The organism is Clostridium pacaense (genome assembly GCF_020709765.2).
In the GTDB taxonomy this organism is placed as follows: domain Bacteria; phylum Bacillota; class Clostridia; order Lachnospirales; family Lachnospiraceae; genus Enterocloster; species Enterocloster hominis.
Map to the genome: position 1 here is coordinate 13,149 of NZ_JAJFEB020000021.1, position 13,496 is coordinate 26,644.

Here is a 13,496-nt window from a genome sequence, read left to right on the forward strand (position 1 = left end):
CTGTATGGGAAAGAAAAATGAGTTTGTGTTCAACATTGGTTTTAATCCGGATTTACCGGAGCATGTCAAAGTGGCTGGCATATTAAACAGGCTTGGGCATACGAAAGCGAGCTATCTTGCAAAAGCGGTGCTATTTTATGAGGAGCATGGAGAAGCTGCATTTGGTGGAGCTGCCGCCATTGACTATGAACAGTTGAAGCAGATGGTAAGGCAGATATTGGCAGAGCAGCGGAATGAAGGCAGGGGAAACAGCATGCCGCAGCCGCGGCCAGATAACGATAAAAGAGTGAAAGATAAAGAGTCTCCGGTACCGGAAATTGGAGATGATGATATGGCAGGAATTCTGCAGGCTCTGAACGGTTTTAGAAAATAGTATGGATTGGCCGGCAACAAGCCACCAGCGGAAGCGATGATGAGACTCACAAATTAAAAAAACATATATTTTCAATATAAACGGCTAACCAGAAAAATTCCTGTCTGGTTAGCCGTTTTTAATCTTCTATATTTTGCAACGCTGCTTCCAGCATGGCAATTACAAGTTGTTGTGTACTTGGAGTTGCTTTCTCCCACAAAAGTTCCAGTTCCTTAATTTTACGGCTCTGCTTTGTGTCTACCTCATCCTGTAAAAGATAATCCGGAGAAGTTTCCAGTGTATTGCAAAGTTGAATAAACAGTGGAAGACTTGGAATCTTTGAACCGCCTTCTATCTGGCGAAGGTATGTTGCGTTGATACTGCATAGCTCAGCCAGCTGTTCTGCAGTAATACCATGGTCTTTTCTGGTTATATTGATACGTTTTCCTAATGTTTTCTTTTCCATATGCACCTTCCTAGTATTAGCTTGTAGCTTTAGTTCTATTCACTTTAAGACTACAATAGTTTGTGTACTTGAAATAGCTGCTTACAGAATATATAATATTAGCTGATGGCTAATAAAGAAGGAAAATACATATGAATACGATTTGGAATAGACTAAAAAACGTATGGTTGCTTTTTTGGGAGAATGATGAATACGATGTATCAAAGAAACACCTTAGTAAAGCCGATAAACGCTCAATCTGGTATGGAATTTTTATTATAACGGCCCTTACTATAGCTGCCTCTGCTCTGGTTTTAAACCTAACCTATGCAAAGGCTGCAAAAGAGAATGCGGAAGATGTGGAAGCATTCGAGAAAATGATAGCCGCATACATTGCTTCAGCTACGGAGGACGAATATGAAGAAGTGGCGCGAACCTTGCGGCGGGATTTAGTATTTGGTGATTTCAGCAAAAATAAAAAAGAGTATATTCAATACATTCCCAACACCGCTGATCCATGTAGGCTTTACCTGAATACATTTCCTTCCCAGGTGTATCTGCTTTGTAATAATACAGGTATGTTATATTCCCTGGATATCTTTGAAGACGGAAATAGACAGGACAGTAACGAAAACAGAGGGACTTCTGTAAATTTTGGTTATGATGAGGTGAGTGAAAGCAGTCTTATCATTACAAAGTCATTTGCCGATAAAAGCGGCGAGGCCCGTTTGGAACGGAAACGGGGAATTATCAGCATACAGCGGATGAAGGGGCTGTTTTGCAATGATTGCATTGAGAGCATTTTAGATGTTGTAGATTATGGACTTATGCCGGAATTTGTGATCATGGATGGAAAAAACAAAACATTTTATCCGATAGAAGAAGGAACACTGCAAATTGGGGATTACAGCTTGGAGATTCATTATAAAAATGATGAGTATCACATTTTTGTAAATTATGTGGAGGAGTAAACGGAACAGATCCAGCAGTATGCTAAAATAAAAATATAATGTCACGAAAGAGGCCTATGTGGTGTGTACTATTATAGAGGTGCAGGTGCTGATGGACAGAGAAGAATTGTTTTTGAAATATATGGATCAGATATACCGGATGGCTTTTTTTATGCTGTCGAATACTCATGATGCCGAGGATGCGGTACAGGAAACCTATGTGCGTATGCTTGTAAAAAAGCCAAAGTTTGTTGATGAAGAACATGGAAAGGCATGGCTGTTGAGGGTATGTATCAATATTTGTAAGAATCAGATACGTTTTTGGAAGCGACATCCGCAGTATGAGCTTGAGGAGATTCCTATTAAGATTGATTCATTCAAAGAATGGGAACTGTTACATGAGATTTCCCGGCTGCGAGGCAAATCAAAGGAAGTTTTGATATTATTTGCTGTCGAGGGATATTCCATAAAAGAGATATCAGCAATGCTAAAAATATCGGAGTCAGCAATCAAAAAGAGGCTTCAGAGAGGCCGTGAGGAATTAAGTAGGCAGTTAGGAGTGAGACAATGAGGAAACTATCTGATTTACCAGAGGAAATGGTTTTAGATGACCAGGTGAAACAAAGAATTCTTAGGAACGGCAAGGCGATTGCACAAAAGAGAAGAAAACAGGCGCGACTGAGGAATGGAATTCTTGTGGGTGCTGTTGTAATCGCCAGTATTGTCTTCCCATTAAGCAACGATTCCCACATATCCAATGAGAGGGGGCTGCTTCCTTTGACGGTGTATGCGAAAGATGTTTCTGGAAAAGAGGTATTGGACATAGGTTCAGAGAGAGTATTCTCGTTGACTAGAACGGAGACACCATTGGGGGAAGGCTATACTTTGCAGATGGTTGCGAAAGAAGGCTACCATTATGATCTGAATATTGAGGATATGGGAACTGGTCTTGAAACAATTTTCATCAGAGATAATGATGTATATTGGATTCCGGATTACTGGAAGGATAGAAGCGGGAAACTCTACGATACAGATGGCAATGAGCTTATGATATCAAATGCGTTATCATCACCTGTTTTGAATTATTGTGTTTATAACCAGGAAAATAGGTTATGTACAGAACTATCGATACAACTGCATGAAGAAGAAACGGGGAGTGCTGAACTGATTCGTCTGGTATGTTATCCAGAGGAGAATAGGGTAGAGCTGCAAAATAGATAAATATCTCTGACAGATATCGCTAATTTGTTCCATTAAAGTATATTTACTGGCGCCCTTTCAATAATATTAATTTTGCCGGATACCTTCTAAAAAGGAGATACCTGGCTTGTTTATTACCTGAACATATTCCATTGTCCAATATAGAAATGAAGCTATAAAATCTGCTGACTCTTTAATGAAAGTATGTGAAGAATTTTTGGAAAATTTCACAAAAATAAAGTATTTGTAAGAAAAAACTTGCTTTTCTAAAAACCCGGTGTTATACTTTGCCCAACATACAAAAAAAGTGATGCAGGGCATCAGAACAGAATAATTCTGAGAGAACAAAGAGGTCTCAATTGCTGGATAAGCAGTTGCGGCCTCTTTTCTGTTATTGAGGAGAACGAGGAGGTTTTCCCTGTCAATGGACGGGAAGCCTCCTTTATTGCATCCTGTATGGAAACAAAGAAAGAGGAGGAACCAAATTATGAAAAAGAGATTGTTATCCTTTGTACTAACCACGGCCATGGCTGCCAGCCTGCTTGCAGGATGTGGGTCATCCGCCCAGCAGGGAGCGGCGGCCGGCAACACTGCCGGGACAGAAGCAGCTTCTTCCGGCGACACGGCTGCTGCCGATGGCGGGGCGCAGGCGGCTAATCAGGATACGGCGGCGGATGGAAGCAACGGCGAGATGACGGGCAGCAGCGGTGAAGTGGGCGGCAATGATGGAAAGACCGTAAGGATTGGCGTCATCTGCTCCCTGACAGGCGGTTCCGCCATATATGGGGAAGGCGCACAGAATGCGGTTGACATGGCTGTGGAAGAAATTAATTCCAGTGATTCAGAATATAAGGTGGAAATTATAAACGGAGGAAAAGGCGTGGATGATGCCAGCGATGCAAAACAGGCTATCAATGCGTACAACAGCCTGATGAAGGAAAGCCCCGACGCTGTTGTGGGATGCTTTTTCTCCTCAGTCACATTACCTATTGCAGAGCAGGCATCCAAGGACAACATGCTTCTCCTTGCCACAGGGGCTACCAATAAGGATGTAACCTTAAAAGGCCCCAGTATCTTCCGGGACTGCTTTATCGATCCATACCAGGGCAAGATGGCTGCCCAGTTTGCAAAAGAAAAAGGATGGGCCAAGGCCGCAGTCATCTATGCCAAGGATGATGACTATTCCAATGGTCTAAAGGATGCTTTTATTGAAAATGCAGAAGCAAATGGTATTGAGGTGGTTTATACAGGAGAGTGTACGACCAAGGACGCGGATTTTTCCTCCCAGGCTTCCCAAGTAGTTGCCAAAGGCGCTGATTTCCTGTTCTATCCCTGCTTCCTGGACACGGTTCCCCTTTTGGTGGGGGCTGCAAGGGATGCCGGATTTGAGGGCGCAATCATGGGCGGCGACGGCTGGGATGGTTCTGACACAACAGGAATTGAAGACAAATTTGAAAACTGCTACTTTACCAATCATTATTCTTCTGAGGATACGGCGCCTGCAGTTGCCAACTTTGTTACCAAATACACGGAAAAATATGGTACAGAAAGCCTGAATGCATGTGCCGCCCTCTATTATGATGCCATTTACATGCTTGCAGAGGCTGCAAAGAACGGCGGAGGATGTGACACAGCTTCCCTTGTCAAGGGAATGACAGGCATGACATTTACAGGCGTGGGCGGGACCTTTACATTGGACGGGAATGGTGATCCGCAAAAATCAGTTGCAATCAATACATATGAAGGCGGCAAGGTGAAGTGGCTGATGACGCTTTCACCAGAGGGTGCCAAGGAATAAATATAGATAAATGTGCATGAAGGCATGATGAAACTCGCTGGATTGCACATTTTCCATTAGAAGCTGAAATACCTGATATGGGAAAAGAATGGAGAAAGAGGAAAACGCTTATGACATTTTCGCTGTTTATTCAAAGTCTCATAAATGGTCTGAACCAGGGAGCCATCTATGCGCTGATAGCTCTAGGCTATACCATGGTTTATGGAATCATACGCATGATTAATTTCGCACATGGTGATTTTATCATGATTGGTTCCTATACATTGTTTTATACCATCCCATTGATGATCCACACCGGCATGCCAGCATGGATGTCCGTGTTTCTGGCGGTTGTGGTCTGTGCGGCGGTTGGGGTGATTGTGGAGGTGGTTGCCTACAAACCAGTCCGCAGAGCCGGCTCCATGTCGGCGCTGATTACGGCCATGGCTATGAGCCTGCTACTGGAGAATCTGGCGATGCTGCTTTTTGGCGCCAAACCCCATAATGTACAGAAGATATTTTCACTTCCGTCCGTGAATTTTATGGGAGTATCATTGCCCCTCAATGTGATATTGACTATACTCATTGGCATTGTCATGATGACCGGGCTTCAGATATTTATTAAGAAAACCAGGATGGGAAAGGCCATGCGTGCAGTACCACAGGACAGGGATGCGTCCATCTTGGCTGGCATTAACGTGGATCGTGTTATCACGGTTACGTTTGCCATCGGTTCCGCCCTGGCGGCAGTTGCCGCCCTTATGTATTGTGCCAAATATCCACGAGTCACCAATGACATGGGGTCTATGATGGGGCTTAAGGCGTTTATTGCGGCTGTACTGGGAGGAATCGGGGTGATTCCTGGCGCCATGTTGGGCGGTGTGCTGGTGGGGCTGGTGGAAATTTTTGTGAAGCTCTTTGCGCCTGGATGGTATGAGGCCATTACATACGCGATTTTGATTGTAATCCTGTTGGTGAAGCCTGCCGGCATTCTGGGTAAGAATGTGGGCGAGAAAGTTTGATGGAGGTAGGGAAATGCAGAAAAATCACAAGGTATCGTACTTCATCAATTTTCTTGGAATTCTGGTGGTATTTGGAATATTTGCACTGCTTTTTGAGGGAAAGGCATTTGGCACATCTACCCAATATATTAAGGGAATCTGTACCACGGCCTGCTATACCATCATTATGGTAGCTTCATTGAACTTGGTAGTGGGCTGCATGGGGGAATTTTCCCTGGGCCATGCCGGATTTGTATCGGTGGGGGCTTATGCGTCGGCAATTGTCTCCCATGCACTTGCTGGCAGGGGACTGCCGGATATTGTGCTGTTTATTGTAGCCCTTCTGGCAGGCGGGCTGGCGGCAGGGTTTACCGGAGTGCTGGTGGGTATCCCGGCTTTGAGGCTGCGGGGAGATTATCTGGCTATCGTGACGGTTGCATTCGCGGAAATCATCCGGGTGTGTTTCTGTAATTTTCCTATTACAGGTGGTGGAAAGACCATGAGCGGTATCTTGAAGCTTTCGGGGTTTTACTGGTGTTTCTGGATCATGGTGGTCTGCGTTGCCATCATGTATATGTATGTACGCAGCCGGTACGGCCGGACTGTAAAGGCCATCCGGGAAGACTACATAGCTGCAGCGGCTTCCGGTATTAATGTAACTTATTATAAGGTGCTTACATTTACGGTAGCAGCTTTTTTCGCGGGAATCGGAGGGGGTATCTATGCCCACTATATGACAGCCATGATACCGACAAATTTTAATTTCATGTACTCTGCGGAACTGCTTTCAGAAGTCATCATTGGGGGCACAGGATCCTTTACCGGCTCCATCATCGGCGCAGCCTTCCTGTCATCCCTGCCGGAAATGATGCGCCAGTTTTCGCAATACCGTATGCTGGCCTATTCTGTCATCCTGGTCTTGGTGATGGTATTTAAACCGGGAGGGATTTTCGGGCAGTGGGAATTTTCGTTGTGCCGGGTCTTGGATAAACTGGCAGGCTGCAGAAGGCTTCTTCGTAAGACAGTGAAAGGAGGTGCCTGACATGGCGGGAATGGAACAATATCCGGTTTTAAGGGCTAAGAATCTGGGCATCCAGTTTGGCGGCCTTAAAGCGGTGGATAATTTTAACCTGGAGATAGGGGAATCTGAGCTGGTGGGTCTCATTGGCCCCAATGGAGCTGGCAAGACAACGGTCTTCAATCTGCTTACAGGCGTATATAAACCTACGGAGGGCTCCTTCTATCTGAACGGGCAGAGGATGAACGGCAGGCGTATCCATCAGATCGTGGAAGCAGGCATTGCCCGTACCTTCCAAAATATCCGGCTGTTTAAGAAGATGACAGTCATTGATAATGTCAAGGCGGCCATGAACCGGGAACTGATGTATCAGCTGCCCCAGGCAATACTGCGCACCCCATCCTACTGGCGTGAGGAAGCACGGATTACGGAACGGGCCAGGGAGCTGTTAAGGATTGTGCATCTGGAGGGAAAAGAGGAGTATGAGGCGGATAACCTCCCTTACGGGGAACAGCGCCGCCTGGAGATTGCCAGGGCCCTGGCCACGGATATGAAACTCCTGCTGTTAGATGAACCGGCGGCAGGTATGAATCCTACGGAAACAGAGGAGCTGCTGGATATCATCCATTTCATCAGAAACCGGTTTAAGATTTCGGTCCTACTAATCGAGCATGATATGAGCCTGGTCATGAGGATATGCGGACGGATACAGGTGCTGGATTTCGGTACCACCATTGCTTCGGGTACCCCGGAGGAAATTGCCAACCATCCCAAGGTAATAGAGGCATATCTGGGCAGGGATGAGGATGATGGCGGGGAAGGACAGGAGCGCGGCAGGGACGGGAACCAGGAATGCAGGGAGGTGGGGAAGGATGCTTGAGGTAAAGGATTTGAATGTTTCCTATGGGGCGGTCCACGCCATACATGGAATTTCCCTGGAGGTCCATGAGGGGGAGATAGTGTCCCTGATCGGGGCCAATGGGGCTGGCAAGACCACTGTCCTGAGAACCATATCAGGGCTTAAGAGGGCGGACTCCGGCGAGATACGGTTTGATGATTGTGACCTAAGGAAGACGGAACCCAGCAGGATCATTAACCTGAAGCTGGCCCATGTACCGGAGGGCAGGCATATTTTCCCCCAGATGACTGTGGAGGAGAACCTGGAAATGGGGGCTTATGCGGACGGAAAAGGAAAAGAGGAAAATATGGCCGATGTGTATGGGCGCTTTCCACGTCTTAATGAACGCCGCAGGCAGCTGGCAGGTACCCTGTCAGGAGGGGAACAACAGATGCTGGCAGTGGGCCGGGCGCTGATGGCAAAACCGAAGATGATCCTGATGGATGAGCCGTCCATGGGCCTGTCGCCTCTCCTGGTAAAGGAGATATTTTCCATTATTAAAGAGGTGAATAAGCAGGGTATCACCATACTCTTAGTAGAGCAGAACGCCAAAATGGCCCTTTCCATAGCCAACCGGGCGTATGTGCTGGAGACAGGGAAGATAATCATCCAAGGGGATGCCAGGGAACTGTTAAATGATGCCAGGGTGAAAAAGGCTTATCTGGGACAATAGGAGGTAAATAACATGGCAAATCAGGAAATACATTTTGCAATTGCGATTACCCGGACCTGCGGCAGCGGAGGCGGCAGCTATATTGGAAAAAAGCTGGCGCAGGATTATGGGATTGATGTATATGACCGCAGGCTCCTGCGCCTGGCTTCAGAGGACAGCGGCATTAACGAATCCGTGTTCGCAGGCGCGGATGAAACTACGAAAAAAACCCTTTTGTACCGTGTATCCCAGCATATCTACAACGGTGAGGTAATTCCTCCGGAAAGCGGAAATTTTGTGTCGGACCAGAACCTGTTCAACTACCAGGCCAAGGTGCTCAGGGAACTGCTGGACCGGGAATCCTATGTCTGCATCGGCAGGGCGGCTGATTTTGTCCTAAGGGATAAGCCCAATGTGGTTTCCGTATATCTGGATGCACCCTATGAATGCCGTGTGGCCAGGGAAATGGAACGCCAGGGTATTGGCAGGGCGGCTGCGGTCCGATATATCAATCACCTGGATAAATATAGAAATGCGTATTACGTATATCACACAGGCCGGCAGTGGAAGAATCCTGCTAACTACGACCTTTGCCTGGACACGTCCGCTCTGGGTCTGGATAACTGTGTGGAACTTATCAAGGAATATATCAGACTGAAATTCGGTGCGGAGGTGAGGTCATGAAAGAACTTGCTTATTATGATGGGACAATAGGGATGCCGGAAGAGGTGACGGTGCCGTTTAATGACAGGGTCCATTTTTTCGGTGACGGTGTTTACGATGCCACGGTGGGGGGAAACCACAGGGTTTACCTCCTGGATGACCATCTGGACCGTTTCTACTCCAGTGCAAAGGCGCTGGATATCAGGATACCCATGGATAAGAAGGAGTTAGGTACCCTGCTGACGGAATTGCTTTCCAGGGTGGAGGGGGATACACATTTTGTATACTGGCAGGTCACAAGGGGAGCTGCTTCCAGGAATCATGTGTATGACCCGAATATGAAAGGGAAACTGTGGGTCATGATCCGGCCGAACACGCTCCGGGACCCGGATTCCCCTATACAGCTGATTACGAAAGAAGATACCAGGTTTTATCACTGTAATATCAAGACACTGAACCTTCTGCCTTCCGTAGTGGCTTCACAGGAGGCCAGCGAAAAGGGAGCAGACGAGACCATATTCCACCGGGGCGGGACAGTGACGGAATGTGCCCACAGCAATGTGTCCATCCTGAAGGACGGGGTATTCATATCACACCCCAATGATAATCTCATACTGAGGGGAATCTCCAAGACCCATATGATACAGGCCTGTTACCGTCTGGGAATCCAGGTAATGGAACGTGCGTTTACCCTGGGCGAACTGATGGAAGCAGATGAAGTGATTGTTACATCCTCATCTAATTTCTGTCTGCATGCAGAATGTGTGGATGGTGTCAGGGTGGGAGGAAAGGACCGGGATACCCTGCAGATGATTCAGGATGCGGTGATTGAGGAATATCTGGATTATACGGGTAAGGCCGGTATCATGGACTGAATGATTAGGGAGGCGGGAAGATGGATAGGGAAGAACTGGAACAGAGGAATGTGGGCGAAAACCTGGATGCATTGATGAACCTGGATCCTAGGGGATACGGCGTGTGCCGTATCCTCTATGAGGGAAGCAGGAAAAAGACGGGCGGGCCCCTGACCATGAATGCGGCCCAGGCCCTGTGCGGGACGGTCCGGGCAAATGCCCCGGTGTTTATCATAACCGGTTTTGTACTTCTGCCCCACAAGGTACCGGAGATGGACGGCATGGTAAGTTCCATGCTGCTGGCCCGGGCCATGGTCCTGGCGTTTGGGGCAAAACCCATCATCATATGCCCGGAGGACAGTAAAAAAGCAGTCAGGCGGTGTGCCAGTGTGGTTGGCCTGCATATTTATGAAGATATGGAATCCGTATTGGGCCTGCCGCTCAGTATGGGAATCATCACCTTTACCAAAGATACCGCTTCGGCCAGGGCACAGGCAGAGGGAATCCTTAAAAAGGTAACCCCGTCAGCAGTGATATCCGTGGAAGCGCCGGGAGCCAACTTAAATGGTGTATATCACAATGCTGTAGGGGACGATGTATCGGAACTGGAGGCTAAGACGGATGTGCTGTGGGACCTGCTGAGGGAAAGGGGAATCCTGAATATTGCAATCGGAGACCTGGGAAATGAAATAGGGATGGGTGCGATTGCAGACCATATAAGGCGTTTTGTCCCTTTTACCGGGCCGGGTGAATGCAGGTGCGGGTGCAAGGGAGGAACCCTGGCAGCCAGCGGCGCTGACCATATTATTACAGCCACCTGCTCTGACTGGGGCTGTTATGGGATGATAGCGGCCTTGTCCTACCTGAAGAGAGATATGGAAATATTACACAGGGAGGATCTGGAAGCAGAGCTGATGCGGGTGGCGTCCCGCAATGGAATGATTGATATGACCGGTTCCCTGATGCCTGGCATTGATGGATTCAATACCAGGATGAACACGGGCATTGTCAGTCTCATGAGGCAGTGTACGGCCTATGCGGTGCGCTATTCCCATAACTCCGACCATTGGTTCGGACCCGTGCTCGAAAAAGGATTCTTTTCAGAAGGATGTGACGGGCAGAAGGCGGGGTGAGGGCATGGCAGAGGGCTTTGTGCTGAAAGCGGTGGGGGACCAGGCAATCCTGGTAGGGTTGGGGGATTCCATCAGTGAGGACACAAGCAGACGAGTCATGTCCCTAAATGCCAAGGTCCGCATGACCGTGTGGGAAGAAAACGGAATCCTGGAAACCGTGCCTGCATTTAATTCACTTCTAATCCGCTATAATCCCCTTGTCATAGGATACAGCAGCGTGTGTCACCTAATCCGGTCATTTATGAAGCAGGGAGGACAGGATACGGGGACCGATGGCAGACTGGTGGAGATTCCGGTCTGTTATGGTGGGGAATATGGTGGGGACCTGGCTTTTGTAGCCAATCATGCCGGACTTTTGGAGCAGGAAGTGGTGGACATCCACTGTGGCAGGGATTACCGGATATATATGTTGGGATTCCTTCCAGGATTCCCATATCTGGGGGGACTGGATGAACGGCTCTTTACACCCCGGCTTCCAACCCCCAGGGTATGTATCCCGGCCGGTTCCGTGGGAATCGGAGGAGAGCAGACAGGGATTTATCCCTTGGATTCCCCTGGGGGGTGGAGGCTCATCGGGAGAACCCCACTCAAGCTTTTTGACCCACGAAAGGGCGGAGAACTTCCATATGCGGCCGGGGATTCCATCCGTTTTATCCCCATTGGGGAGGAGGAATTCAAAGCTGTGCAGCTACAGCAGGAAACGAGGTGACGCCATATGGCTATGGAAATCATTGAGCCGGGTCTGCTGACTACGGTACAGGATATGGGAAGGACTGGCTGCGGTGCATTGGGATATTCCACAAATGGCGCCTGCGATAAATATTCCATGAAACTGGCTAATCTTCTGGTAGGAAATACAGACAAGATGGAACAGGCTGCCGTACTGGAGTTTACCATGAAGGGAGGAGTCATACGATTTACTTCATCTTATGTCCTGGCGCTGGCAGGAGCTGATATGGCGCCGGTTATGAATGGGAACCCGGTTCCTATGTATGCGCCGGTTCCTGTAAAGGCTGGGGACATACTCATCCTGGGAATGGCCTTGTCGGGAATGCGCTGCTATCTGGCTGTCCGGGGAGGTATCGGTGTGCCTTTGATTATGGGAAGCCGCTCCACCGATTTAAAATGCCATCTGGGTGGATATGGCGGCCGTGCCTTGAAGAAGGGAGATGTACTGGAGGCAGGCCCGGAACAGGGAGATGCGGCGGGATGGGATTTGTTACCCGGTGAAAATGGGTTAAGATTCCTGGCCGGAGAGGATGAGCCATGGTTCAGGATTCCTTCCAGCCATTATAGCTACAGGGGAATGGAGCGGCGCCTGGTGCTGCGCACCGTGCCAGGACCTCAGGAGGAAGCGTTCACACCGTATGGCATTGAAACATTTACCCATAGCAACTATTGCCTGTCCCATCAATGCGACAGGATGGCATGCAGACTGACAGGACCAGCTGTTGAAACAAAGGGCGGTTCTGATATGATTTCAGATGGGATTGTGGAGGGTTCTGTCCAGATATCTTCGGATGGTATGCCCATGATCATGATGGCGGACCACCAGACGACCGGCGGGTATGCAAAGATAGGAACGGTTGTTTCCACGGATATTCCGGCCCTGGCCCAACTGAGGCCGGGAGACGGAGTGGTATTCCGCTTTATTTCAGTGGAGGAAGGGATAGAGGCATGCAGGAAGGAATACAGAAAAATACAATGGCTGAAGGAAAGGATGTGCATGGAATGAGAAGCAGATACGAGGACTGGGAGCCACGGCGTGTACGGGAACAGATCCGGTCGGGGGCAATCGGCTCCCCCACTGCCGGTATGTGTGCCGGCTATGCCCAGGGTAACCTGGTAGTTCTTGAGAGGGAACTGGCTTGGGATTTTTTGCTGTTTTGCCAGAGGAATCCAAAATCATGTCCGCTTTTAGAGGTGGCTGATGCCGGAAGCCGGACTTTTCCCATATTTGCCCCGGACAGCGACATAGCCACGGATGTCCCAAAGTACCGTGTATACGAAAATGGAATATGTACAGGGGAATACGCAGAGGTTGTATCCATGTTTGAATCCCAAGGCAGGGAGCTTGTCAGCTTTCTTATAGGATGCAGTTTCTCTTTTGAAGCAGAGCTTATGGATGTCGGAATACCGGTGCGTCATATTGAGGAAGGGAGGAACGTACCCATGTATGACACAGGCATCCCCTGTATTCCTGCCGGCAGATTTACAGGCAATATGGTAGTCAGCATGAGACCGATACCCCATGAGCTGGTCCCGGCGGCAGCAGCCATCACAGCCTCCATGCCAAGGGTGCACGGCGCCCCTGTGCAGATTGGATATCCTGAGGCAATAGGGATTAAGGATATAAGCAGGCCGGACTACGGGGATGCAGTAACCATTATGGAGGGTGAGGTTCCGGTGTTCTGGCCCTGCGGTGTGACCCCACAGGCAGTGGTGATGAACTCCAAGCCTGAATTTGCGATTACACATGCGCCGGGACATATGTTCATTACAGATGTGAAGAATGTCTGCTTAAAGCTGTGAACGGGGGATGGGACTGCGGGC

The 13,496-nt window shown here is 48.6% G+C and carries 16 protein-coding genes; 15 read left to right on the forward strand and 1 reads right to left on the reverse strand.

Annotated elements, in window-relative coordinates; genetic code table 11:
- The first annotated feature begins 4 nt into the window (after window positions 1-4).
- Window positions 5-373 (forward strand): hypothetical protein, encoded by a 369-nt coding sequence (locus tag LK536_RS53165; protein ID WP_227797008.1) that lies wholly within the window; start codon window positions 5-7, stop codon window positions 371-373.
- 118 nt (window positions 374-491) lie between these two features.
- Here the strand turns inward: LK536_RS53165 and LK536_RS53170 are convergent, their stop codons facing one another.
- Window positions 492-818: a helix-turn-helix domain-containing protein gene (locus tag LK536_RS53170; RefSeq protein WP_227797007.1), complete on the reverse strand. Its 327-nt coding sequence runs from the start codon at window positions 816-818 to the stop codon at window positions 492-494.
- 131 nt (window positions 819-949) lie between these two features.
- On the opposite strand from LK536_RS53170, the gene LK536_RS53175 reads away from it, so the two are divergent.
- The 14 genes from LK536_RS53175 (at window position 950) to LK536_RS53240 (ending at window position 13,475) form a co-directional block, all read left to right on the forward strand.
- The gene (locus LK536_RS53175; protein WP_227797006.1) at window positions 950-1,768 is read left to right on the forward strand and encodes a hypothetical protein; all 819 of its coding nucleotides are present in this window, start codon (window positions 950-952) and stop codon (window positions 1,766-1,768) included.
- A 91-nt stretch (window positions 1,769-1,859) separates the two neighbouring features.
- Entirely contained in the window at window positions 1,860-2,318 is a 459-nt protein-coding gene (locus LK536_RS53180) for an RNA polymerase sigma factor (RefSeq protein ID WP_227797005.1), read from the forward strand.
- Window positions 2,315-2,968 carry a hypothetical protein gene (locus LK536_RS53185; RefSeq protein ID WP_227797004.1) on the forward strand — a complete coding sequence of 218 codons (654 nt, stop codon included), beginning with the start codon at window positions 2,315-2,317 and terminating at the stop codon, window positions 2,966-2,968. Before LK536_RS53180 ends, LK536_RS53185 begins: the two co-directional genes overlap by 4 nt.
- Window positions 2,969-3,434: 466 nt before the next feature.
- Window positions 3,435-4,745 (forward strand): ABC transporter substrate-binding protein, encoded by a 1,311-nt coding sequence (locus tag LK536_RS53190; protein ID WP_227797003.1) that lies wholly within the window; start codon window positions 3,435-3,437, stop codon window positions 4,743-4,745.
- Between the two features lie 110 nt (window positions 4,746-4,855).
- The gene (locus LK536_RS53195) at window positions 4,856-5,746 is read left to right on the forward strand and encodes a branched-chain amino acid ABC transporter permease (protein WP_227797002.1); all 891 of its coding nucleotides are present in this window, start codon (window positions 4,856-4,858) and stop codon (window positions 5,744-5,746) included.
- A 13-nt stretch (window positions 5,747-5,759) separates the two neighbouring features.
- Complete coding sequence (locus LK536_RS53200) at window positions 5,760-6,767, forward strand: branched-chain amino acid ABC transporter permease (RefSeq protein ID WP_227797001.1); 1,008 nt, start codon at window positions 5,760-5,762, stop codon at window positions 6,765-6,767.
- 10 nt (window positions 6,768-6,777) lie between these two features.
- Window positions 6,778-7,623 (forward strand): ABC transporter ATP-binding protein, encoded by an 846-nt coding sequence (locus tag LK536_RS53205; protein WP_227797022.1) that lies wholly within the window; start codon window positions 6,778-6,780, stop codon window positions 7,621-7,623.
- Window positions 7,616-8,314 (forward strand): ABC transporter ATP-binding protein, encoded by a 699-nt coding sequence (locus LK536_RS53210; RefSeq protein WP_227797000.1) that lies wholly within the window; start codon window positions 7,616-7,618, stop codon window positions 8,312-8,314. Before LK536_RS53205 ends, LK536_RS53210 begins: the two co-directional genes overlap by 8 nt.
- 12 nt (window positions 8,315-8,326) lie before the next feature.
- Window positions 8,327-8,977: a cytidylate kinase-like family protein gene (locus LK536_RS53215; protein WP_227796999.1), complete on the forward strand. Its 651-nt coding sequence runs from the start codon at window positions 8,327-8,329 to the stop codon at window positions 8,975-8,977.
- On the forward strand, window positions 8,974-9,831 hold the full coding sequence (locus tag LK536_RS53220) for an aminotransferase class IV (RefSeq protein ID WP_227796998.1): 858 nt from the start codon (window positions 8,974-8,976) through the stop codon (window positions 9,829-9,831). The genes LK536_RS53215 and LK536_RS53220 overlap by 4 nt, the downstream gene beginning before the upstream one ends.
- 20 nt (window positions 9,832-9,851) lie before the next feature.
- Window positions 9,852-10,943 carry a DUF4392 domain-containing protein gene (locus LK536_RS53225; RefSeq protein ID WP_227796997.1) on the forward strand — a complete coding sequence of 364 codons (1,092 nt, stop codon included), beginning with the start codon at window positions 9,852-9,854 and terminating at the stop codon, window positions 10,941-10,943.
- Between the two features lie 4 nt (window positions 10,944-10,947).
- Window positions 10,948-11,652 carry a 5-oxoprolinase subunit PxpB gene (gene pxpB / locus LK536_RS53230; RefSeq protein WP_227796996.1) on the forward strand — a complete coding sequence of 235 codons (705 nt, stop codon included), beginning with the start codon at window positions 10,948-10,950 and terminating at the stop codon, window positions 11,650-11,652.
- Between the two features lie 6 nt (window positions 11,653-11,658).
- Entirely contained in the window at window positions 11,659-12,678 is a 1,020-nt protein-coding gene (locus LK536_RS53235; RefSeq protein ID WP_227796995.1) for a 5-oxoprolinase subunit C family protein, read from the forward strand.
- Window positions 12,675-13,475, forward strand: coding sequence for a putative hydro-lyase (locus LK536_RS53240; protein WP_227796994.1), 801 nt, complete (start codon window positions 12,675-12,677; stop codon window positions 13,473-13,475). Before LK536_RS53235 ends, LK536_RS53240 begins: the two co-directional genes overlap by 4 nt.
- Window positions 13,476-13,496 lie beyond the last annotated feature (21 nt).

What these genes read in the sequence shown, in the direction of transcription:
- LK536_RS53210 (WP_227797000.1), top strand. Translation starts at nt 7,616, where the DNA reads ATGCTTGAGGTAAAGGATTTGAATGTTTCCTATGGGGCGGTCCACGCC.
- LK536_RS53225 (WP_227796997.1), top strand. Translation starts at nt 9,852, where the DNA reads ATGGATAGGGAAGAACTGGAACAGAGGAATGTGGGCGAAAACCTGGAT.
- LK536_RS53215 (WP_227796999.1), top strand. Translation starts at nt 8,327, where the DNA reads ATGGCAAATCAGGAAATACATTTTGCAATTGCGATTACCCGGACCTGC.
- LK536_RS53205 (WP_227797022.1), top strand. Translation starts at nt 6,778, where the DNA reads ATGGAACAATATCCGGTTTTAAGGGCTAAGAATCTGGGCATCCAGTTT.
- LK536_RS53240 (WP_227796994.1), top strand. Translation starts at nt 12,675, where the DNA reads ATGAGAAGCAGATACGAGGACTGGGAGCCACGGCGTGTACGGGAACAG.
- LK536_RS53165 (WP_227797008.1), top strand. Translation starts at nt 5, where the DNA reads ATGGGAAAGAAAAATGAGTTTGTGTTCAACATTGGTTTTAATCCGGAT.
- LK536_RS53200 (WP_227797001.1), top strand. Translation starts at nt 5,760, where the DNA reads ATGCAGAAAAATCACAAGGTATCGTACTTCATCAATTTTCTTGGAATT.
- LK536_RS53175 (WP_227797006.1), top strand. Translation starts at nt 950, where the DNA reads ATGAATACGATTTGGAATAGACTAAAAAACGTATGGTTGCTTTTTTGG.
- pxpB (WP_227796996.1), top strand. Translation starts at nt 10,948, where the DNA reads ATGGCAGAGGGCTTTGTGCTGAAAGCGGTGGGGGACCAGGCAATCCTG.
- LK536_RS53185 (WP_227797004.1), top strand. Translation starts at nt 2,315, where the DNA reads ATGAGGAAACTATCTGATTTACCAGAGGAAATGGTTTTAGATGACCAG.
- LK536_RS53220 (WP_227796998.1), top strand. Translation starts at nt 8,974, where the DNA reads ATGAAAGAACTTGCTTATTATGATGGGACAATAGGGATGCCGGAAGAG.
- LK536_RS53190 (WP_227797003.1), top strand. Translation starts at nt 3,435, where the DNA reads ATGAAAAAGAGATTGTTATCCTTTGTACTAACCACGGCCATGGCTGCC.
- LK536_RS53195 (WP_227797002.1), top strand. Translation starts at nt 4,856, where the DNA reads ATGACATTTTCGCTGTTTATTCAAAGTCTCATAAATGGTCTGAACCAG.
- LK536_RS53170 (WP_227797007.1), bottom strand. Translation starts at nt 818, where the DNA reads ATGGAAAAGAAAACATTAGGAAAACGTATCAATATAACCAGAAAAGAC.
- LK536_RS53180 (WP_227797005.1), top strand. Translation starts at nt 1,860, where the DNA reads ATGGACAGAGAAGAATTGTTTTTGAAATATATGGATCAGATATACCGG.
- LK536_RS53235 (WP_227796995.1), top strand. Translation starts at nt 11,659, where the DNA reads ATGGCTATGGAAATCATTGAGCCGGGTCTGCTGACTACGGTACAGGAT.